Genomic DNA, 18,382 nt, shown 5'->3' on the forward strand with positions numbered 1-18,382 from the left:
GGCGAGTACCGCTGGAGAACCGACGGCGATTGCCCCACCGGACGGGATCGTGGGTTTTGAGAGTGACGTCCCGTTAATCGTCGTCAGCGGTATACGCGCCACTACGTCGTTTGATACGTGCGACGATCAATCGCCGATCACGACGCCGGAACGTCACGGAGAGTCGAAACCCCCCAACCCGAATCTTCCTGTACGGGCTATTCCGGAGGGGTTCGCCGTATTCGGGCGGATCGCGCCAGGGGGAGGTAACGATCTCGTCGAGTTTGTCGAGGATCCGGTCCTGCTCGTCGGGTGCCAGCGAGTCGAGATCGGTCGTGGCGGTCTCCGCGAGTTCCCAGGTCCACCCGTCTTCAGTCATCGTCGGTGCCGAACCGCTCTCGCGCTTCGTCTGCGCTCACCGTCCGCCCCTCACGAGCGTCCTCGTCGGCGTCCAGGAGCGCGAGGAGTTCGTCCCGATCGAACGTCGGGAACTCGACGGCGTCCCGGAGGACGTAGCGGATGAACTCGCTCCGGCTGTTGAAGCCGCGACCTTGCCACGTGTCGTCGATCTCGTCGAGGAACGACTCGGTGAGCTTGAAGTTCACCGTCGTGATGTCGTCCGAACCGTCGTTCGTGGCTGCTTCAGACATATTAGCGTAATACGTACGTCTTACCAATAGGCGTTTCGACGCGTTTGGCGGAGGGCGCAGCGGACGACGCTGTCGCCTCCGAACCCCGGAACGGTGATCGAGCAGGTCCGCGCGGCCCACGACGCGCTCCCGGCGCTCCGACACGTGCTCGTGCCGATCTACGGAACCGAGGAGTGAGTGTCGGGGCGGGCCGCGTCTGCGTGGGGGAGCCGGGCCGTCGTCCAACGTCGTGTCGTCGAGACACTGCCGAACCGTCACCCCGGTAACGTGTATCGCACGTCGATCACAGGCGCTCGAGAAACGTGTCGAATGCGCCGCTCTCGGGGTGGACGTGGGCATAGGTGCCCAGCGATCGGTACTCGGTCAGTCCGTCGTGGGTCCCGTCGAGTCCGGCTCCCCGAACGGTCTCGAACACGAACCGGGCGTCGCCGTCGACGGTCGCACTCGAGTAGTGGAACTCGTGGCCGCGAACCCGGTCACCGGACGCGGCGGTCAGCGTCCCGTCTATCGCCTCCAGTTCGACGTGGTCGAGCGCCTGGTACCGATCGTGCACGATCACGTCGGCGGGGAGCACGCCGGCCATCGCGTAGGTCTCGCCATCGGCCGTGGTTAGCGACTGTGACAGCGCCATCAACCCGCCGCACTCGCCGAGGACGGGACTGCCGTCGCTCGCGAGGGTTCCGAGTTCGGACACCGTTCCCGACGATTCGAGCGCCTCGGCGTGCAGTTCCGGATAGCCGCCGGGCAGGTAGACGCCGTCGCACTCGGGTACCGGATCGCCGGCGAGCGGCGAGAACGTCTCGACCGCCGCTCGCTCCCGCAGCCGCTCGACGGTTGCGGGGTAGCGAAAACAGAAGGCCGCGTCGTCGGCCACCGCGACCGTGGCATCGACGGACGTCCCGGCGTCTATCGACGACGGTGGCCCGTCGGCCGGTTCGCTCGCGATATCGACGAGCCGTTCCACGTCGAGGGGCTCTGCGGCCGTCGCCAGCACGTCTCTCGGAAGCGCCGACTCGTCGGCCAGTTCGAGGCCGAGGTGCCGGTCCGGAATCTCGAGGTCGGGGTTCGGGGGAATCCGGCCGACGTAGGTCAGATCGTCCGGCAGTGCCTCGCGGATTCCGGCCTCGTGACGTCCGCCGTGGGCGCGCTGGGCGACGACCCCCGCGACCTCGATGTCCCGACCGATCGCGTCGGCGTACTCGCGAAAGCCGAGCGCGGTCGCCGCGACACTCTCCATCCCGGCGCTCGCGTCCACGACGAGGACGATCGGCAGATCGAGCGCTTCGGCGACCATCGCCGTGCTCGATACGTCGCCGTCGTACAGCCCCATGACGCCCTCCACGACGCAGATATCGCCGTCGCCGCGGCCGTAGTTCCGCCGGAGACCGTCCGCGCCACAGAGCCAGAGATCGAGCGTTCGCGAGGGACGACCGGCGACCGCCTCGTGGTGACCGGGATCGATGAAGTCCGGGCCCGCTTTCGCGGGCTGAACCGTGTAGCCCGCCTCGTCGAGGGCCGCGGCGATCGCCAGGGTAGCGACGGTCTTGCCGACGCCGGAGCTGACGCCGCCGAGGACGAATCCGTTCATTACAGTTTCGTTTCTACAAGTGACCTTGAAGTTGTCGACGGCGTCCCGCCGGGCCGTCCGCCGGTCTGGAACGGGCCCACCGGCCGGCGCGACCGGTTCGACCACAGGACCCGTTCGGTCGACCGAGCCCGGCGTCGTCTGGCTCGGCGAAGGCTTCGGCCTGACGTTCCGCATGCCGACCGGCTTCCTCTGGGGCGCCGCGCTCATCCTCTCGATGTTGCTCATGCTCTACGCGACGGTGACGAACGATGGCGACGATGATGTGAGCGGCGCGGGCTCCGGTCGCGGCGCACCGGCGGACGACTGAGGTCGAACGCGTCGGATCGGAGGGGCGCCGAGTACCGGGCCCGATCGGCGACTCGCATCGTCGATTACGGGGTTCGATCGTCGAGGAACGACTCGACGGCACCGACGACCCGTCGCGGTGCGCTGGCCGGCCCACCGTGGCCGAGCCCGTCGAACTCGACGAACCGACTGTGTGGCAGTGCGTCGTGGACGCTCCGGGCGCTCTCGCGGAGGAAGTCCGGTCCGGCCGTCCCGCTCAGCACCAGCACCGGTACGTCGACGTCGAGCCGATCGGGAAGCCGATACCGTTCCACCGCGCGATTCATCCGTAGAACTTCCTCGGCCAGTTCGACGCAGTCGGGCCATGGTGGCCACTCGGCCAGCCACGCGTCGAGATCGTCGATCCCGTCCGGGTGCAAAACCAGCTCGACGTAGCGCTTGACCGCCTCGCGGTGCCGACCCGCCTCGAGCAGCCGTTCCATCCGGTCGGCGAGATCAGCCTCGGCCCGGTACGGCTCGGGGAGGATCGCCGGCTCGTAGGCGACGACGGCCGTCACGGGCGCCTCACGCGCGACTTCGATGGCCGTGAGCGCACCGTAGGAGTGGCCGAACAAGATCGGTTCGTCGTCCAGCCCGTCGACGAGGTCGCGGACGGACGCCACCTCGCGGTCGAGGACGTCGTCCGGTCCGGTCTCGGTTTGGTCGTCGAGGCACGTCCCGAATCCCGGCCGCTGTGGGACGATCGTGGCGTAGTTCTCGAGCTCGCGACGAACCGGCGCCCAGTACTCGGGCGGTGCCATGCCGCCGTGGAGCAAGCAAAGCGGCTGACCAGTTCCATCTCGGTCGTAGGTAAGTTGCGTTCCGTCGGACGCGTGTATCGTCTGCATACACTCACCGTTCGGCTGTCCGGACGGTAGACTCGTCTCTCAGTGATGCGGCCCTTTATGAGTGAGTCGGTCGCGGAGGTCCGGGGCCGCCGGGATCCGGTCACGGACGGCGGGTGAACACGCGCTCCACCGATCGGTCCAGGCACACAGGTGACTTCGTCACCCCCTTGAGAGTGTGCGCGGAGAACGCTGTATGGGATTGGTAGCTGAATTCGACATCGAGTGTCCCGCGTTACCGCTCGCGGGTGTCGCGTCGGCCGTCCCCGAGGCGACTATCGGCCTCGACCTCCAGTACAACCACGGCGATCGGCCGCCGTTCGTCGTCACCGTGACCGATGGCTCCCGGCGCGCGCTCGAACCGGCGCTGACCGACGCCGACGACGTCGCGACGTGGACGCTGATCGGCGACGCTGGGTCCACGCGCCGGTACCGGGCACGACCCGCCTACAGCTTCGCCGACCAGCTCGGCGACGCCATCGACGACCTAGAGGGGCTCACCGACCTCGCCACCGAAGACGCCATCATCGAACGCATCGAGGTGCTGCCCGGGGGCTGGCGACAGACGGGCTGGTTCCTCGATCGGACGGCGTTCGACGCGTTCGCCTCGTTCTGGCAGGACAACGCCGGATTCAGGCTCCGCCGGCTCACCTGCGACGGCGACCCCGAACCGGCGGGCGACGGGCTGACCGACGAACAGCGTGAAGCGCTCCGGATCGCCTACGAACGGGGATACTTCGAGATTCCCCGCCGGACCTCGCTCGACGCGCTCGCCGACGAACTCGACATTGCCGCCTCCTCGGTCTCGGAGCGACTGCGTCGGGCCCAGACGCAACTCGTCCAGGAGACCGTCGCGCCGACGTGGCCACCGGCGCCGAACTGAGGGCCGCGGCCGGTGACGGGGATCGCGGCGAACCGACGTGGCCGGCCGTCCGCCGGCGTTCGTCGCTCACTCGACAGGTCGGCGGACGACCAGGACGCTCAGATCGGAAAACGGCGTGTCGTCGGGGCCGTCGCCGCCGGCGGGGTCGACGAGTTCGCCGAGTGAAAAATCGGTGGACGCCCTCGTCGTCGTACGTCAGCTTCTCGCACACCAACGCGTCGAGTGCCGAATTCGCCCCCTCGTCGAGCAGCAAATCGGCGATGTCGCCGGGCATCCAGTCGAACGGTCGGGACAATACCAGCAGGTGCCAGTTACCCACGGTCGCGGCGAGGCGCGTTAGCTCCCCGTCGAGGTCGCCCCGAACCCGTGTTCGACGCCGAGTCGGTACAAGTATATTTAATCATCTCGTACGGTTCGATAAAATGGTTGACGGCGCGGCACGATCCCCCGTGTTCTTCGAGCGAGCAGACTCCACCGTCCGCGTCGGGGACGACATCGAGGGCGCCGAGGTGAGAATCGAGATCGACGGGGAACCGGCGCTCGAGCCGGCGCTTCCCGACGTGTTTCTGTTTCCAGTCGACGAGGCGGTCTCGGTCGTCGCCTCCCGAATGCGCCTGCACGAAACGTTCGGGCAAACGGTCTGGGACCGGGACGGAAACCGGGTCGGTCTCATCGCGGACGGTCTCGACGACCTCCCGCGAGGGACGTACCACGCGTCGATCACCGGCGCGGTGAAGATCCACCTCCGGTTCGAGGGCGCGGTGGACACGGCCGAGGAGTACTTCGACGAGGCGGGCCATTCGATCGTCGAGTTGCGCTTCGACGAGCCGACGTCCGTAGCGATCGGTGCCCGCTCGTTCCGATCGTTTCCGTCGGCGACGATCACGGTCCCCGACGAACCCGAGTCGCTGCTCTCCGCCCTCCCGTACCTGTCGTCGTCGATCAAGGAGTTTACCTGCGAGCGGTCCTGGCCGACGCTCAGGCAACACCCGCCGGCGATCGAACGCGGCGACCGGCTGGACGTCCCGCCGGAACTCCGGCTCCCGGAGACAGGCGTCGAAATTCGCGTCCCGGCGACCTACGAACACTGCTACCAGGTGGCACCGCTCGCGTTCTACCTAGGAGCGGATCTCTGCGTCGGTGACGTACCCACGCTCGTCCTCGAGAACGGCCACGTCGAACCGCTCGCGACGGGTCGAGCGAGCCTGTCTGAGTGCGTCGGCGACCTCCTCGGTCGATGTCTGTTGCTCGACTCGCTGGTACGGAAAGCGGGCTATAAACCGATGGAGAACGCCGAATACGACCAGCTAGCGCCGGAGTTGCCGTTCTATCCACCCAATCTGTACGACGTCCCCCTGGCGGATCAGTTACTCGAGTACCTCGAGGTACCCCACGACGTGCTCGCTCCCTACGTGCCACGCTGGCCGAAGCGAGCCGTCTTGCGGCCGACAATCGCCGACGTCGCGTGTCTCCCCTCGCTGTTACACGAACTCGCCCGTATCGACGTCGCCCCGTCGGCCGAGCGCGTTCATCCGACGATCTCGGACGGCGAGCGTGGGGAAACACGCCGGGATCGGAACCGAGAGGCCCAGCGATCGGCCGCGCTCCTGACCGCACACACGTTCCCGGAACCGGTGTCGGGAAGCTGTCGGTTGTATCCGGACGCGATGAAGCGGGCGCCGACCGTCGAACGGCCCGCCCCAGACTGTGCGCACCTCACCCTCGCGACGGACGACCCGGATCGGGCGCGAGCGTTTCACCGGTTCGCCGACCGCATCCGCCACGAGACGACGATATCGGTGCTCGAAGCGCCCGCGGCGTCGACGCTTCGCGAGGCGCTCTGTGCCGACCGAACGGCCCTGTACTGCGAACTCGCGACGAACGGAGACGGAATACGCTGTTCCGACCGGCGGCTCCGATTCGATACGCTACAGGACGTCGAATCTCCGGTCGTCTGGCTCGCCGGGGCGCCGCCCGGGGCAACCGGAGATTCCCTCGTCTCCAGCGGCGCGATCGCGGTCGTACTCACTGACGACGCGCCGGACGGGACGACGATTTGCGGAACGTTCACCCAGTTGCTCGCGGGATTCTCCGTCGCGGACGCGGTGTACACGGCCGACGTCGACCGCGAGGTCGCCGTCCGGTTCGTCGGCGACGCCTCCGTGACGGTGGTTCGCCACGTCTGCAAGTCGCCGGCGGTGTTCGACGTCAGTTCGATCGGGGACGACCGCTACGCGTTTACGATTCGAAGTTATCCCACCGACGTCGTCCGGCAAGGAGCGGCCATCGAGCCCCTCAGCCCCGACGACGTCATCGGCCGGGTCTTGGCGGAGTGCAACCACGACGGGAACTGGCTCGTTGGCACCGACGCGGAACAGGCGCTTCCGATCACGACGGAGGAAGTCGCGGCCCTGATCGACGACGACGGCTTTTCCGTCCGCCTCGACGGGCGTCTCGTGGTCGCCGACGACGCGTCCGAACGGGACCGACAAGAGGTCGTTCGCGAGAGGAACCCCGGCTGACAGTCCAAGGTCGCGACGGCGGCCGAGCGTCGAGGAGCGGGCAGCGGTCGACTGCGGGTCGTGCGTCCGAACACGGGGGCCGGCCACGACGGTGCGGTTCGATCGGCCGCGGTCGGAGCGGCACCGATATATTCCGTTCGGACGAACGGTCGACAGAGCCGATGACTCGCAGTCCCCACTCACCCGTCTCCTTCGACCGGGACGGCTCGACCGTCCGCGTCGCGGACGACCTGGAGGGCGCCGAGGTGACCATCGAGATCGACGGCGATCCGACACTCACGCCGGCGCTTCCCGACGTGTTCCTGTTTCCGGTCGACGAGGCGGTCTCGGTCACCGTCTCCCGACTCCGCGTGTGCGGGGCGTTCGGTCGGTCGCTCTGGGACGCAGAGGGTAAGCCGGTCGAGAACCTCACGACAGCGCACACCTCCCTCCCGAGGGCGACGTACCACGCGTCGATCACCGGTTCGGTGAAGCTCCACCTCCGGATCGAGGACGCGATGGTTCGGGCCGAGGAGTACCTCGACGACGCGGACCGATCCATCGTCGAGATGCACTTCGACGAGCCGACGTCGGTGGCCATCGGCGCCCGCTCGCTCCGATCGCACCCTTCGTCGGCGATCACGGTTCCCGACGATCCGGAGGCGCTGCTCGAGGCGCTTCCGTACCTGGCGTCCTCGATCAAGGAGTTTACCCCCGAGTGTTCGTGGCCGACGCTCAGGCAACACCCGCCGGCGATCGAGCGGGGCGACCGCCTCTCGATCCCGCCGGACGTGCGACGCCCGGAGACGGGCGTCGAGATTCGCCTCCCACCCACCTACGAACACTGCTACACCGTCGCACCGCTCGCATTCTACCTCGGTGCGGATCTCGTCGCCGGCGACGCACCCGCGCTCGTCCTCGAAAACGGCCACGTCGAACCGCTCGAGACGACGGAGGCGTCGCTGTCCGAGCGGGTCACTGACGTCCTCGGCCGGTGTCTACTGCTCGATTCTCTGGTTCGGGAGGCCGGCTACCAGACGGTCGGAAACGCCGAGTACGATCACCTGGCACCGCAACTGCCGTTCTACCCGCCGAACCTGTACGACCTCTCGCCGTCGGAACGGTTACTCGAGTATCTCGACGTGGCGCACGAGGTGCTCTCGCCGTATCGTCCGCGCTGGCCGAAACGGGCCGTCCTGCGGCCGGATCCGGCCGACGCCGTGTGTCTGCCCGGGCTGTTGCACGAGCTCGCACGAATCGACGTCGCTCGGTCGCCGGACGCCGTTCCCCCGACGGTGACCACCGACGAGGATGCGGTCGTCGGATGCGATGGAAACGCGGGTGCGAGACGGCCGGACGCCCTCCTAACCGCCCACACGTTTCCGGCGTCGGTGACCGGAACCTGCCGGCTCCGGGCGGAGGCGATGCAACTGGCACCCACTATCGAACGACCCACTCCCGACCGTGCCCACCTCACGCTCGCGACGGACGATCCGGAGCGGGCCGGCGCATTCCGGCGATTCGCCGACCGTCTTTCCGACGAGACGACGATCTCGGTGCTCGAACGGCCCACGGCGTCGACGCTTTGCGAGGCGCTTTGTGACGAGCGAACCGCCCTCTACTGCGAACAACCGGCCAGCGAGGACGGGATCCGCTGTGCAGACCGGACGCTACGCCTCGGCGAGGTGGGGGACGTCGCGACCCCGGTCGTCTGGCTCGCCGACGCCGCGTCCGGGAGTGACGGCGATACGCTCGTCTCCGCAGGCGCCGTCGCCGTCGCGTCCACCGCCGGTGTCCCCGACCGTGAGCGGGTCTGCGGAGCGCTCGCTCAACTCCTCGGAGGGTTTTCCGTCGCGGACGCGGTGTACACGGCCGGCGTCGATCGCGACGTCGACGTCCGGTTCGTCGGCGACGCCTCCGTGACGGTCGTTCGTAGCGTAAACAGTGCCCCGACGATGATCGACCTTGCCACAGTCGATTCGGATCGGTTCACCCTCACTCTCAAGAACTATCCCACCGGCGTTCTCCGGCAGGGCTCGACCGTCCGGCACGTCGGGTCGGACGACCCCGTCGGACGGATCGTCGAGGAGTGTCTCCGCGAGGGACACCGACTGATCGGTACGATCGCAGCGCAGCCGTCGTCGCTCACGGCGGCCGAGGTCGCATCACTCGTCGCCGAGGGCGACTTCGCCGTCCGTCTCGATGGGCGGTTGCTGGTCGGTACCGGAGAACTCCCCGGTGCCGACGGTTCCGGGCGCGACCGAGCGAGATCGGGTGTGAGCAGGCGCTGACGCCCGTCGAGCCGTCGACCTGGTACGCCTGCGGCGCTAACGCGTTCGTGCGTCCGTCGATTCGTGCGCCCGTCGATTTCTGGGCCGGCCCCTACAGAGAGAAAGAAGACTCGAATTCCGGGTCGATCTGGAGGATCGACGCGATGGCAGGCGCAGTGCGGTCGAAGCGCTCCGTCGGCATCACCTGCCAATCATCGGTGTCGTACTCGACGAATCCAGCATCTGCGAGTTTCGGGAGGTGTGCGTGTACGAGTGAGATCTCGATACGGTTCGTCGTCTCGCCGGAGACCGAGGCGGGATCGACGTGATGATTGTGTTCGACGATCGCGTCCACGAGACGGTCGATCGACAGCGACTCCTGGTGATCGATCAGTTCCGCGAGAACGATGCGACGGTGTGCATCCGTACAGAGTTCGAGAGCGGCGTCGAACTCGTTGTAGGTCCCAACCATACCCGGTATACGGTATCGAGGGGGTTCGTCACTGCTTTTGAGTATCCAACCCGTTTTTACGTGACAGAATCCATCGGTCGCAAATCTGGAAGCGTCTCTCCGAGAATGTGACTGATTCCCCGCCTGAGTCGGGACGCGACGGCCTGGTGTGAGATGTCGAGTTCCTCGCCGAGGTCCGTCATCGTCACGTCTCGCGGCGTATTGAAGTATCCTCGCTCGAACGCGAGGACGAGCGCCTCCCGCTGTGCGTCCGTGAGTCCGACTTCGGCCTCGGCGTCGATCGGCGTGAGCGAGTGGAGTTTCGTGAGCGTGATCGGGATGTCGCGCTCACGACAGCCCCTCTGGAACGAGGCGATATCCTCCCGATCGTCGCCCCTGACGTCGAAGTGCCACTCTGTGGACGTCCCCTCTGCCGAGATAAGCGGGACGCCCGTCTCCATCAGCGTTTGCAAGATGCCGTCGTACTCGAGACTCCACTCGACGCGCAGCAGGTGCTGGTTCTCGACGGAATCGACGTATCGGATCGCTTCGACGCCGGGGTGATCGTCGAACGCGCCCTCGACGTCGTCGACGTCGGTCCCCCGAACCCAGAAGTAGGGGATCACGACGTCGTTCGCCGGGATGATTCGCTCCAGCTGGACCGTCACTCCCGGGAGCCGTTCGAAGATCGTTCCCAGCGGGAACTGCTCTGCCGGAACGGTGACCGTCGCTTCGGTGGCCATGCCCGAATCACCGCTCGCTAGAGGTATAGGGTTGGTGCCGCCCCAACCCGGTCGAACCGTGCCGAGCGCCATCACGACCCGTCCGCCGGCGACGCCCCCGGGTCGTCGATCGGCAAGAGCCCGGTGGCCATCAACCGCCGCGCGATGACGACGATGCCGTTGTCGAAGCCGCCGCCGTAGACGGCCTGTTCGTGAGCACCCAGTGACCCACCACGCCCGGTGAACGAACTCACGAGGATCGTGTTTCGGTCGACGAGGAGGAGCCGACCGATCTTCGTGTCGTCGGCGTCCGGCGTCCCACGGAGCCACTCGAGACCGGAGACGAAGACGTTGGCCTCGGGGAGGCGCGCCTGGATCGTCTCCTCGAGGCCGCCCGATATCGTACCGAGGAGAACCGTGACGCCCCGCTGCTGGGCGAGACGGATCCGCTCTACCAGGTCGTCGGCGACGATCGACTCGTGGCCGATGACGAGGACGATCTCGTCGTCGGCGTCGTCCAGCAACTGGCTCGTCCGGTTCGCGATGGCTCGTTCGCCCGATAGTGCCCAGATCTCCTGCGAGATCGTCTCCGAGTCGCTCGCAGCAACCGGTTCGAGCCGACGAAGCGACGCCGCGAGTCGCTCCGCCCGGGACTCGTACGTCGACCGGAGGGTCTCGGCGGCCTCGTCGATCGGAACGGCGCGAAACCGCTGAGGATTCGCGTGTTGCACCTCGACGAGCCCGGACTTCTCCAGGACGCGGATCGCGTCGTACACCCTGGTCCGGGGGACCTCCGAGTGCTCGCTCACGTCCCTCGCCGTCCCGTCACGCGGCAGTCGGATCAGGGTGACGAACGCCCTGGCCTCGTACTCTTTGAGTCCCAGTTCCTGTAACAGTTCGACTGCCTGCTGCTGATTCGATAGATCCTCCATGGGTCCCAACCCGGGCTACCGATCGTCGATAGCTCGTTCGACGAAACAACCTCCAGCGGAAAGACGTTTCCCTTCTGCCTCTTCGTCGGCCGGACGCCCGTCCGTCGGAGACGAGCCTGGCGCACTCGACTGCACCGGGTCGAACGGACAGACCATGAGAGTCGGTCGGACTCGATAGATCGACGGGCAGCATCGTTCACTCACTTAATCACAACAAAGATATATGGCCACCCTTCGAACTGGTACCTGGCGCACGTCAGCAGCTGGGTCCCAACCACACTGTCGGCGTGCGTCGAGCCGGCATCACGTCGGCTTTTCCCTGCCAGATACGTCGTCCATGAGCTCCCGCTCGATCGGACAACCCCCACGACCCGAACGCGACAGGACCACGACAAGTCAGTCACTCGTTTTATCACGACAAGGAAGCGTCCCTGGCAGATACCCCTGTCACGTCACTGATAGGGACGGCCCATCGGGTACATCGCACTGGGGACTTGGACGGGTCCCCACGCCCAACCGACGACGTACGAAACCGCGGTGACAGTCACTTACAGGGACGAATACGGACGACGAGGATGCGTCGAACACGCCGTCTCCGGCCGAGGAGTCGACGCCGTCCGAGCGGCGAGTCGAGGTGAGAGCGTCGGATCGAAAACCCCACGTCGCGGTCGTCGACACCGTCGCCACGCTGCTCTGCACGGCTCCGCTCGACGTGACGCCGGTACACGAGACGGTCGACGTCGACGCGCTCGACGAACTCGCATCGGAACACTCAGAGTTGCCAGCGGAGACCGGTCATCATCAGGATGATAGCGAGCATCAACACGGTCTGGACCAGCCCCCACTGGACGGTCCGCCCGAACAGCGCGTCGATCCGATTGGCGTCGGGATCGGGCATCGAGAGTTCCACGGCTAGCCTGGTCGTCAGGAAGTGGATCGGTCCGAACCCGACGGCCAGCATGGCGATCCCGATTCCGAGCGAGCCCCACAGCCAGACGGACGGATCCGCCCAGTAGCCCATCAGTTCGGCCAGGGCGATCCCGGAACCGACGACGCCGAGGCTCAGTGGCTCGGCGACGACGACCAGCTTCGGCACGAGTGTCGCGTTCACGGCCGCGGCGGCGTCGTCCGAAACCGATTCGAGCGACGGCCCGAGGACGAACTTGAAGAAGAAGTCGAGTCCGAACCAGAAGGCGCCGAGGGCGACGTGGACGTAGAACAGGCCGCGCGGGTCGCCGGAGAGGTAGGCGACGAGCGGCGCTCCCAGGAAGACGACGGCGGCGATCCCCGCGAAGCGTTCGCTCGCGGCGTCGAACAGGACTCCCAGTTCCTCGCGGTGGGTCGACGGGCGGTCGATCGTCGACATGGTCAATCCTCCGGATCGAATTCGTCGGTGGCTTCGAACCGGCCGGTGCACCCGTCGGTCGGCGAGCGGGTCCGACGACGCGTTTCGTCCGCAGAGACACGATCTCGGCTCGCGAGCGGTACGACTGCCGGTCGGCACCTCGACGGGCCACTATCGATCGAGACGGCCGTGCGACGAAGTATCATCGGTCCGCACGGTGGTTGCGAATGACGGATACTGAAACTGATGCTCGCGGTGAGTGCTACCGATTCACTGGCGGTGCGTACATCGGGCGGTTATAGCGTCGGTCGCAAGTCGGGCGGATATAGCGTCCGTCAGGGGTCAAGCGGAGGTGGCGACTCGTCGCGAAGGCGTTCGTCTTTGTCGAGGCAACCAGGTATCGCGGGTCGGCCACGCCACGGTCGACTCGACGGTCCGGCGCCTGTCTCGCGACCTGCGCCCGGAACACGTCGGCACCAAACGACGCGAAACTGGTTGTCACTCCGACTCTGGCAATCACGCCGGGGACTAGCCATCGCGCCGAAACTGGCAATCGCGTCCGCGTCAGGAGCCTATGTGCTGTGTCAGCCGCCGAAAGCGACCGAGACGGGAGTCGACCTCAGCCGTCCGATGGGTCGTCGTCACGCCGGGCGCCAGTCTTCATCCGCCGCGAGAAATTCGAGAGGTTCATCGCCGCGGCGCAGTGCTCACAGCAGAGTCGTTCGGCGTCGGCGTACGTCTCCGAGAGCATCTCGGGCACCTCGACGGTGACCCGAAAGAGGAACGGGCGGGCCACGTCACGATCACACCGATAGCACTCGCGGATGCGAGGCGCCTCGCCGGCCCCGCCGCTCGCCGATTCGACGGATTTCATCCGAGATCACCGCGGCAAGATTCCGCTGGCCACCCGAGTGATCTCGGCCCCCAATCCCGAGAATCGAAAGTCAGCGACGGATAGCGTTTCAACTCTCTAGACCGAGAGCGGGCGAGACCTTTTTGTCGTGGTGGTGTGTACGCAATCATGGCTGCCAGAAACCCCGTGAAGGGTTCTTGGAAGCCACGTCTCGGGTGCTACTACACCCGGGGCATTTCTACCCCCAGCGGAGCGCGTGGCTTCCGTGCGGGTAATTGACGTGATAGGTAATATAGTTACTGGTGAGTGTGTAGAATCAATATATTTTCCCGAGTATATTACAGTGGATGAATGACGATTCTCCAATCGCTCTGTGAGCAAGAAGATACTCGGCGCTGCAACTCGCGTGCGTCAAATCCGGGTCTGGCTCATCGCTCCGAACGTCCGTTCGTGTCGCTGCAGTTCACTATTCGTGGTTCCCGTTTCACTCCGAACCACGCAACGTTCGTCGCAGAAAGCCTAGGCCGGGATACCAACTGCCCCGTCTACGAAACGGATTCCGTTGACGAGTGGGGCTTGTCGGTGGACTCCACCTCGGACTCTTGTGCAGAGTACGGGACGAACCCGTCATTCGGTTTCACCGTCCCCGACTTCAGGGCGAGTTGGCCGTCGCCCGTCCGCCCCGAGTTCTGAAGCCCGTGACGGACATGTCTCCAGCCGATATTCTTCGCTGCGTTGTAATCTGCGTGTGCCGTAGTTCCGCATTCCTCACACGAGAAGTGGTCTCGCTCCGGACGGTTGCGTTCGCTCGTGTGTCCGCATTCGTGGCATTTCCTGGAGGTGTATTCCGGATCGACAAATACCACGTCGATACCGTGTTCAGTCGCTTTATAACGAACATAGTCGACGAGCCGTCGGTGGGCCCACTGGTGAAACGTTCGACCACCCGGCATCGAATCGCGGATGTGCGTCAGATTTTCGAACGCGATGTGAGTGCAGCTCGTCGCTATCGCATCTTCGACGACGGCGTTCGAGACCTGATGGAGATACGCACGGGTGTATCGCTCTTCACGACGGTTTCGCTCGCACAACGTACGATGGGCTGACTCGGTTCCCGCTCGCTGGAGCTCTCGTCGAACGCGTTCGAACTGTCGTCGTTCGTGTGAAAGTTTGCGCCCCGATTCGAAGGTGGCAGTCGAGGTAACGGCGAGGTTCTCTATCCCGAGATCGACTCCGAGTACTGTCCTGCACTCGGCAGACTGATCTGCGAGTTTCGGTTTCCGTTTCCGAAACCCGAGGTGGAGAAAGTATCCGTCATCTCGCGCCGTCAGTCTCGATTCTGTGAGAGACCACTCGTCATTGTCGAGGTACGCGTATTGATATCCGTCCGTCGATTCAGGGAGAACCAGTTCCGGTCTGATTCGGCCATCGGTCGTGCTCAACGACACGGTACCGTCGTCGAACACCGTCATCGAATTTTTATCGTACGGAATCGTCGGAGCCGTGAATGTTGGCTTCGAACGGGTGGCCATCCGTTCGTTCTGGTCGAGCGTTCCGGAGAGTGCCTGAGCGGCCTGGAAGCAGGCCAGAATGGAGTGCTGGCTCCCGAGAGCGGTGTTCTCCCGGATAGAATCGTACGCTAGTGATTGCAGTTTCCGTTTTCTCGTTTCGGTGTGGCGCCAACCGATCTCCGTCGCGATGTTTGCGCCCTGGCGCCACTCGTCGAGCGTTTCCTCTATACGGTCCTTCTGACTAGGAGTTACCGAGAGGCGAGTGATTGCGGTCCGGCGCAGATACTCCTCGGACGCCACGACTTCAATACGCCACCCCTTTGTAAAAAAGTTGCTACGATAGGCGGATGTTGTTGTAGGCGAGGAGCAGAAGAAACTTCGCTCCAAGCCTAGGGCGGGAATCGAACCCGCGCTCTCGTCCTTACCAAGGACGCGCTTTACCGCTAAGCTACCCAGGCGCGCAACTTGGTGTTGCTCGGATGCAGGTAAATCCGTTTCGATCCGGTGCCGCGGCGTCGCGCGGTTTGGTGGGACGCGGGACGGCCTCGGGCGGTCGATTCCGCGACCGTGACGGTCTACTCGATGCCCTCTGAGACGTGGTCCGTGGCGCCGCCGTCGCTGGCGAGGCCGTCGGCCGGCGCGGCGTCCGTCGCGTCGAGCCAGCTCTCGACGGGCGGGACCGCGGCGTCGGTTCGATCGGCGAGGGTGTCGGCGAGATCGACCATCGCCGGGGTCGGCGGTTCGGACACCGCAGCGGCGCCCGTGGTAACCGCGAGGTGAAGGACGTCGTGCTCGAGGCGGGCGTCGACAGCGACGGGATCGTCGGCGTCCTCCCGGGCCGTCTGGTCGCGGCCGAATCGCTGGACGGTCTCGACGGCGCGGTCGGCGGCGTCCGTCCGCGAGAGCAACGAGAAACCGCGAGCGACGAGGACGTCGGCCGCGACGATCGCGAGATCCGCCTCGGCGTCGGGTTCGGACGCCGGCCGACCAGCCCGATCGACAGCCGGCGATGCCGGGGTCGTGTCCGTCGACGTGTCGTCGCTCGAGACGGCTGCGTCAGACCAGGGCGGTTCGCGGGCCAGTTCTCGCGTGAGTGCCAGCCCGACGTAAATGAGCTGCGTCCCCGCAGCGAGCGAGCGGACCGACCCGGGGTCGGTTCGCGGCGCGGCCGCGAGCGCACTCTCGACGGTGAGCACCGCCGGGGTGAGCGCGTACGCGTCTAGTTCCTCGTAGAGCCGACGACGAAGTGGCGGCGGAGAGACGTCCGACACCGCATCGCGGGCGACTCGTCGACACCTGGCGACCCGATCCATCAGCGGGCAGTTGCGGCGGCGGACGCAAAGACCTTTGGAAAGTGCCTCCTCGACCGGGTATGATCGAAACGGATCCAGGTGGAGACGGCGTCTTGGAAATTACGCTGAATCGACCGGCGGCGCGAAACGCACTCACCTCCCCTGGGCTCGAAGCGCTCGCGTCGGCGGTCGAGACCGCAGACGAGCGCGACGACGTGACCGTGATCGGTCTCCGCGGAGGGGGCGAGGCCTTCTGCGCCGGTGCGGACCTCGACGCTGTAGCCGACCTCGACCGCGAGTCGGGCAACGCGTTCGCCCGCCTGGGCCAGCGCGTCGCGAGGACGATCGAATCGAGCGAGACGCCCGTCGTCGCCGCGATCGACGGTCCAGCGATGGGCGGCGGCCTGGAGCTCGCGCTGGCCTGCGACCTCCGGGTTGCGACGCCGCGGTCGACCTTCGGCGAACCTGGCGTCACGTTCGGCCTCTTCGGCGCGTGGGGTGGGACCGTCCGACTTCCCCGCATCGTGGGCGAGGGCACAGCGCTCGATCTCGCGCTCTCCGGGCGGACGATCGACGCCGAGACGGCACTCGACGTGGGTCTGATCAGTCGTATCGTCACCGACCCGGAATCGGTCGCGACGGAAGTGGCCGGGAATCCGACCGAGACGGTGGCGGTGCTCGCCGACCGGATCCGGGACCGCGACGAACTCACGTCGCAGGAGCGTCGGGAGGCGACCGCGTTCGGCGAGTGCGTCGAGCGTCACCGAGACGACCTTCGGGCACTTCGCGAGGAGTGACGTGGGGCGCGCGATGTGACGGTTCCGTGGCCGTCCGTGCGAGCCCGGCTGCCCGGCTCACTCGATGGGATCCGGAGCCGGCGGCGGGTTTCGCTTGTGTTCGCTCGCCTCGTAGAGCGCGCGGACGTGCGCGACGGTCTCTTCGTCGACGCCGAGTTCGCGCGCGGTCGCCGCGACCGAGAGCGGGCCGTCGACGTGAGTCGCGAGGATCGCGTCGAGCGTGTCGTAGTCCATCCCGAGTTCCGCCTCGTCGGTCTGGTCGGCCCACAGTTCGGCCGTCGGCGTCTTCTCGACCAGGTCGTCCGGAACGCCGACGTGGCGGGCGAGCTGGCGAACCTGGGCCTTGTAGAGGGTCCCGATCGGGTGGCAGTCGACGGCACCGTCGCCGTACTTGGTGAAGTAGCCCACTGCCGCCTCGCTGCGGTTGCCGGTTCCGAGTACCAGGCGGTCTTCGTGATTGGCCACGAGGTAGTTGAACACCGCTCGAACGCGAGCGCGGGCGTTTCCGACAGCACGGTGGTCGCCCTCGGCCTCGGGGTAGGCCGACAGCAGCGCGTCGACGACCGGTTCGACCTCAATGACGTCGTAGGATATCCCCAGGTCCTGGGCGACGCGCTCGGCGTCGCTCATGTGTTCGTCGGCACTGACCACCGCGGGCAGGACCAGGCCGTGGACGTGCTCAGATCCCAGGGCGTCCGTCGCGAGGTACGCAGTCAGTGTACTGTCGATACCGCCGGACAGGCCGAGGACGGCGTCGTCGACGCCTGCGGCGTCCACCTGGTCGCGGACGAACCCGACGATGTGCGTCCGGCGCGTCGCGAGTTCGTCTGCCGAGAATCGAAGGTCGAGCATGTCACGTCGTTTGCCGTCGCCGACCAAATAGCCTCCGTCAGCTCGATATTCGTGGACGTACGTCCAATACGGTGCAATTACCCCGGTTGTTCGTCACGCCCCCGCCGGACGCCGGCAGTACGAGCACGTCCGTCAGAAACCGTCCGTGCCCGCTCACCGCGACCGGCCAGGCGGCAGGCTGTTGGCCGCGCGGAGGTCGTTGAGTTCGTCCATCTGGCAGATTCTGAGGCGGAGATCCGACCGAGGTCTGGCCGTACAGGGTAAGATCATGTCGGCCTCGCGGTCGACGTCGTAGTAGCGCGTCGCGTCGGACTGGTCGACCTCGCCCGCGAGCAACTCGGCGGCGCAGGTCGTACACCAACCCTGCTGGCAGTCTGCGGGGAGCCAGACCCCCTGTCGGCGGGCGGCAGAGAGGACGTACTCGTCTTCGTCGACCGTGATCGTCTCGGACCGGCCGGAGTCGATCCCCTCGACGTCGCAGTCTCCCGGCGCGACGAGTTCGACCTCGTAGCTGGTCACGGGTGAACCCGGCCGCGGACGGCACTGTGCGTGTCGGTCACGATCGATCCCGTGGACCCGGCGAACCG

General features: G+C 66.2%; 18 protein-coding genes, 1 tRNA gene and 2 pseudogenes. 6 read left to right on the plus strand and 15 right to left on the minus strand.

The features are described from left to right. Positions 1 to 73: 73 nt before the first annotated feature. The 3 genes from NO366_RS01480 to NO366_RS01490 all read right to left on the minus strand — a co-directional run bounded on the left by NO366_RS01480 (position 74) and on the right by NO366_RS01490 (position 2,217). Positions 74 to 358: a type II toxin-antitoxin system RelE family toxin gene (locus NO366_RS01480; RefSeq protein WP_256532546.1), complete on the minus strand. Its 285-nt coding sequence runs from the start codon at positions 356 to 358 to the stop codon at positions 74 to 76. Next, positions 351 to 629: a ribbon-helix-helix domain-containing protein gene (locus tag NO366_RS01485; RefSeq protein WP_256532547.1), complete on the minus strand. Its 279-nt coding sequence runs from the start codon at positions 627 to 629 to the stop codon at positions 351 to 353. Before NO366_RS01485 ends, NO366_RS01480 begins: the two co-directional genes overlap by 8 nt. Before the next feature lie 283 nt (positions 630 to 912). Then, positions 913 to 2,217, minus strand: a complete 1,305-nt coding sequence (locus NO366_RS01490; protein ID WP_256532548.1) for a cobyrinic acid a,c-diamide synthase — start codon at positions 2,215 to 2,217, stop codon at positions 913 to 915. A gap of 25 nt (positions 2,218 to 2,242) precedes the next feature. On the opposite strand from NO366_RS01490, the gene NO366_RS01495 reads away from it, so the two are divergent. Next, positions 2,243 to 2,524 (plus strand): DUF8059 family membrane protein, encoded by a 282-nt coding sequence (locus NO366_RS01495; protein WP_256532549.1) that lies wholly within the window; start codon positions 2,243 to 2,245, stop codon positions 2,522 to 2,524. A gap of 64 nt (positions 2,525 to 2,588) precedes the next feature. Here the strand turns inward: NO366_RS01495 and NO366_RS01500 are convergent, their stop codons facing one another. Beyond that, complete coding sequence (locus NO366_RS01500) at positions 2,589 to 3,389, minus strand: alpha/beta fold hydrolase (protein WP_256532550.1); 801 nt, start codon at positions 3,387 to 3,389, stop codon at positions 2,589 to 2,591. A 193-nt stretch (positions 3,390 to 3,582) separates the two neighbouring features. Here NO366_RS01500 and NO366_RS01505 point away from each other — a divergent pair, with 193 nt between their 5' ends. After that, positions 3,583 to 4,269, plus strand: a complete 687-nt coding sequence (locus NO366_RS01505; protein WP_256532551.1) for a helix-turn-helix domain-containing protein — start codon at positions 3,583 to 3,585, stop codon at positions 4,267 to 4,269. Positions 4,270 to 4,335: 66 nt separating this feature from the next. Here the strand turns inward: NO366_RS01505 and NO366_RS01510 are convergent. Then, positions 4,336 to 4,627 (minus strand): annotated as a pseudogene (locus NO366_RS01510) (cobalt-precorrin-7 (C(5))-methyltransferase); the annotation flags it as partial. A 64-nt stretch (positions 4,628 to 4,691) separates the two neighbouring features. On the opposite strand from NO366_RS01510, the gene NO366_RS01515 reads away from it, so the two are divergent. Both NO366_RS01515 and NO366_RS01520 read left to right on the plus strand, forming a co-directional pair. Next, positions 4,692 to 6,791, plus strand: coding sequence for a hypothetical protein (locus NO366_RS01515; RefSeq protein WP_256532552.1), 2,100 nt, complete (start codon positions 4,692 to 4,694; stop codon positions 6,789 to 6,791). Between the two features lie 161 nt (positions 6,792 to 6,952). Continuing rightward, the gene (locus NO366_RS01520; RefSeq protein WP_256532553.1) at positions 6,953 to 9,061 is read left to right on the plus strand and encodes a hypothetical protein; all 2,109 of its coding nucleotides are present in this window, start codon (positions 6,953 to 6,955) and stop codon (positions 9,059 to 9,061) included. A 91-nt stretch (positions 9,062 to 9,152) separates the two neighbouring features. Here the strand turns inward: NO366_RS01520 and NO366_RS01525 are convergent, their stop codons facing one another. From NO366_RS01525 to NO366_RS01535, 3 genes are all read right to left on the minus strand, one after another. Then, positions 9,153 to 9,512, minus strand: coding sequence for a DUF7344 domain-containing protein (locus tag NO366_RS01525; protein WP_256532554.1), 360 nt, complete (start codon positions 9,510 to 9,512; stop codon positions 9,153 to 9,155). A gap of 56 nt (positions 9,513 to 9,568) precedes the next feature. Beyond that, positions 9,569 to 10,234 carry a helix-turn-helix domain-containing protein gene (locus NO366_RS01530; protein WP_256532555.1) on the minus strand — a complete coding sequence of 222 codons (666 nt, stop codon included), beginning with the start codon at positions 10,232 to 10,234 and terminating at the stop codon, positions 9,569 to 9,571. 71 nt (positions 10,235 to 10,305) lie between these two features. Then, on the minus strand, positions 10,306 to 11,145 hold the full coding sequence (locus NO366_RS01535; RefSeq protein WP_256532556.1) for a TrmB family transcriptional regulator: 840 nt from the start codon (positions 11,143 to 11,145) through the stop codon (positions 10,306 to 10,308). Between the two features lie 634 nt (positions 11,146 to 11,779). On the opposite strand from NO366_RS01535, the pseudogene NO366_RS18570 reads away from it, so the two are divergent. After that, positions 11,780 to 11,908 (plus strand): annotated as a pseudogene (locus NO366_RS18570) (HalOD1 output domain-containing protein); the annotation flags it as partial. Between the two features lie 9 nt (positions 11,909 to 11,917). Here NO366_RS18570 and NO366_RS01540 read toward each other — a convergent pair. From NO366_RS01540 to NO366_RS01560, 5 genes are all read right to left on the minus strand, one after another. Then, positions 11,918 to 12,511 (minus strand): hypothetical protein, encoded by a 594-nt coding sequence (locus NO366_RS01540; protein ID WP_256532557.1) that lies wholly within the window; start codon positions 12,509 to 12,511, stop codon positions 11,918 to 11,920. A 598-nt stretch (positions 12,512 to 13,109) separates the two neighbouring features. After that, a complete protein-coding gene (locus NO366_RS01545; RefSeq protein WP_256532558.1) occupies positions 13,110 to 13,364 on the minus strand; it encodes a hypothetical protein in 255 nt (84 codons plus the stop codon). A 524-nt stretch (positions 13,365 to 13,888) separates the two neighbouring features. After that, positions 13,889 to 15,154, minus strand: coding sequence for an RNA-guided endonuclease InsQ/TnpB family protein (locus NO366_RS01550; protein WP_256532559.1), 1,266 nt, complete (start codon positions 15,152 to 15,154; stop codon positions 13,889 to 13,891). Between the two features lie 86 nt (positions 15,155 to 15,240). Then, positions 15,241 to 15,312: transfer RNA gene (locus NO366_RS01555), tRNA-Thr, on the minus strand. Positions 15,313 to 15,429: 117 nt separating this feature from the next. Beyond that, positions 15,430 to 16,167 carry a DUF7114 family protein gene (locus NO366_RS01560; protein WP_256532560.1) on the minus strand — a complete coding sequence of 246 codons (738 nt, stop codon included), beginning with the start codon at positions 16,165 to 16,167 and terminating at the stop codon, positions 15,430 to 15,432. Between the two features lie 59 nt (positions 16,168 to 16,226). Here NO366_RS01560 and NO366_RS01565 point away from each other — a divergent pair, with 59 nt between their 5' ends. Continuing rightward, the gene (locus tag NO366_RS01565) at positions 16,227 to 16,943 is read left to right on the plus strand and encodes an enoyl-CoA hydratase/isomerase family protein (protein WP_256532561.1); all 717 of its coding nucleotides are present in this window, start codon (positions 16,227 to 16,229) and stop codon (positions 16,941 to 16,943) included. 57 nt (positions 16,944 to 17,000) lie between these two features. On the opposite strand, the gene NO366_RS01570 is transcribed toward NO366_RS01565, so the two are convergent. Both NO366_RS01570 and NO366_RS01575 read right to left on the minus strand, forming a co-directional pair. Continuing rightward, positions 17,001 to 17,795, minus strand: a complete 795-nt coding sequence (locus NO366_RS01570; protein WP_256532562.1) for an NAD+ synthase — start codon at positions 17,793 to 17,795, stop codon at positions 17,001 to 17,003. Between the two features lie 153 nt (positions 17,796 to 17,948). Then, the gene (locus tag NO366_RS01575; RefSeq protein WP_256532563.1) at positions 17,949 to 18,314 is read right to left on the minus strand and encodes a 2Fe-2S iron-sulfur cluster-binding protein; all 366 of its coding nucleotides are present in this window, start codon (positions 18,312 to 18,314) and stop codon (positions 17,949 to 17,951) included. Positions 18,315 to 18,382 lie beyond the last annotated feature (68 nt).

This window comes from Halovivax cerinus (genome assembly GCF_024498195.1).
Taxonomy (GTDB): Archaea; Halobacteriota; Halobacteria; order Halobacteriales; family Natrialbaceae; genus Halovivax; species Halovivax cerinus.

Excerpts from the sequence above, each read along its gene's own strand:
- NO366_RS01500 (WP_256532550.1), bottom strand. The coding sequence starts at position 3,389 with ATGCAGACGATACACGCGTCCGACGGAACGCAACTTACCTACGACCGA.
- NO366_RS01565 (WP_256532561.1), top strand. The coding sequence starts at position 16,227 with ATGATCGAAACGGATCCAGGTGGAGACGGCGTCTTGGAAATTACGCTG.
- NO366_RS01545 (WP_256532558.1), bottom strand. The coding sequence starts at position 13,364 with ATGAAATCCGTCGAATCGGCGAGCGGCGGGGCCGGCGAGGCGCCTCGC.
- NO366_RS01530 (WP_256532555.1), bottom strand. The coding sequence starts at position 10,234 with ATGGCCACCGAAGCGACGGTCACCGTTCCGGCAGAGCAGTTCCCGCTG.
- NO366_RS01525 (WP_256532554.1), bottom strand. The coding sequence starts at position 9,512 with ATGGTTGGGACCTACAACGAGTTCGACGCCGCTCTCGAACTCTGTACG.
- NO366_RS01560 (WP_256532560.1), bottom strand. The coding sequence starts at position 16,167 with ATGGATCGGGTCGCCAGGTGTCGACGAGTCGCCCGCGATGCGGTGTCG.
- NO366_RS01505 (WP_256532551.1), top strand. The coding sequence starts at position 3,583 with ATGGGATTGGTAGCTGAATTCGACATCGAGTGTCCCGCGTTACCGCTC.
- NO366_RS01540 (WP_256532557.1), bottom strand. The coding sequence starts at position 12,511 with ATGTCGACGATCGACCGCCCGTCGACCCACCGCGAGGAACTGGGAGTC.
- NO366_RS01515 (WP_256532552.1), top strand. The coding sequence starts at position 4,692 with ATGGTTGACGGCGCGGCACGATCCCCCGTGTTCTTCGAGCGAGCAGAC.
- NO366_RS01485 (WP_256532547.1), bottom strand. The coding sequence starts at position 629 with ATGTCTGAAGCAGCCACGAACGACGGTTCGGACGACATCACGACGGTG.
- NO366_RS01480 (WP_256532546.1), bottom strand. The coding sequence starts at position 358 with ATGACTGAAGACGGGTGGACCTGGGAACTCGCGGAGACCGCCACGACC.
- NO366_RS01490 (WP_256532548.1), bottom strand. The coding sequence starts at position 2,217 with ATGAACGGATTCGTCCTCGGCGGCGTCAGCTCCGGCGTCGGCAAGACC.
- NO366_RS01570 (WP_256532562.1), bottom strand. The coding sequence starts at position 17,795 with ATGCTCGACCTTCGATTCTCGGCAGACGAACTCGCGACGCGCCGGACG.
- NO366_RS01520 (WP_256532553.1), top strand. The coding sequence starts at position 6,953 with ATGACTCGCAGTCCCCACTCACCCGTCTCCTTCGACCGGGACGGCTCG.
- NO366_RS01535 (WP_256532556.1), bottom strand. The coding sequence starts at position 11,145 with ATGGAGGATCTATCGAATCAGCAGCAGGCAGTCGAACTGTTACAGGAA.